The organism is Roseovarius autotrophicus (assembly GCF_018069895.1).
GTDB lineage: Bacteria > Pseudomonadota > Alphaproteobacteria > Rhodobacterales > Rhodobacteraceae > Roseovarius > Roseovarius autotrophicus.
This window is the reverse complement of record NZ_JAGQDH010000065.1, coordinates 1-1,394: the sequence shown is the minus strand read 5'-3', so window position 1 is coordinate 1,394 and position 1,394 is coordinate 1. Positions and strand designations below refer to the sequence as shown.

The window sequence follows — 1,394 nt, the reverse complement described above, 5'->3', positions numbered from 1 at the left end:
ATGCAGCTGACCCGGCGGCTGAGCCAGGCCGCTGCTGGCACGGGGCCCGCCGTCGATGCGCTGACCCGGCTGCGCCTCTCGGCCGCAGAGCTTCAGGCGCTGCCGCTCGACCAGCGGATTGCGCTGATCCAGGACCGGCTTGCCGAGTTTGTGCCCGAGGCCGAGCGCGCGGCGGTGGCCTCGCAGCTCTTCGGTGATCGCGCCGCACTGGTGTTCACCCGCATCGACACCGCCACCCTACGCCAGGCCACGCAAGACGTGCACGACTTCGGCGTGGTTGTGTCTGATCAGGATGCAGCCCAGATCGAGCGGACCAACGATGCGATCTCGCGGCTGGGGCTGATCTGGCGCGGGCTCTCGAACCAGCTCGCCGTGGCCGCCGCCCCGGCGCTGGAGGCGGTGGCGGATGCCATGGCCTCTGTTGCACGCACCACCGGACCGCTGGGCATCGCCATTCGCACGCTCTTTGACAATCTCGGGCGGCTGACCTCCTATGCCGCTGGCATCGCCGCACTCATGGCCGGGCGCTTTGTTGCCGCCAAGATCGCCGCTGCCGCTTCGGTGCGCGGGTTGGCCATGGCGCTGGTGATCCTGCGCGGGGCGCTGCTGCGCCTGCCCCTCATTGGCCTTGTGGTCGCAGCAGGCGAGTTGATCCACTGGTTCGTCCGGCTGGTGCGCGGTGCCGGTGGCTTTGGCAATGCGCTCTCCCTTCTCGGCGATCTCGCGCGCGAGGTCTGGGAGCGCATGCAGCTGGGTGCCATCGCCATGGGGCTGGCGATCATGGCGAGCTGGGCCGATATCAAAGCTGCAATCGCCGAGGCGCTGCAGACCTCGCTCGAAGCAGTCGTCGGTTTCGGGAACGGCGCGCTGAACACCTTCCAGGGGGCATTTGAGGCGATCAAGGTGCTCTGGGGTGCCCTCCCGGGTGCCATCGGGGATTTTGCCTTCCAGGCGGCGAATGCGCTGATCGCGGGCGTCGAGGCCATGCTGAATGGCGTGGGCCGGCGCATCAACGGCTTTCTGGACGGGATCAATGCCGGTCTCGAGGCGCTGGGCATCGAACGGCGCGTCTCGCTGATCGGCAATCTGGAACTGGGCCGGATCGACAATCCTTTCGCGGGGTCAGCAGCTGAAGCCGGGACCGAGGCGCGCGCAGCGTTTCTGGCGGCCTTCGATTCCGAGCCGATCGCGATGCCCGATCTGGGGCTGGGCACCTATGCCGAAGAAGCACGTGGCCAGGCCGAGGCACTGCGCGGGGTGATGGCCGGCGTGGTCGAGGCGGCGACCGCGCCGCTGGAGTCGGTTGCGGCGCTCCGCGAGGCCGTAGCCGCGTCGGGGGCCGAGGCGGAAACCGCTCTCACGGGCGCGCGGACCGCCGCCGAGAGCCTCGAGGA

General features: G+C 69.3%; 1 pseudogene. It reads left to right on the top strand.

The annotated features are described in order from the left end of the window. A pseudogene (locus KAK09_RS18535) lies at positions 1–1,394 on the top strand (phage tail tape measure protein); the annotation flags it as partial.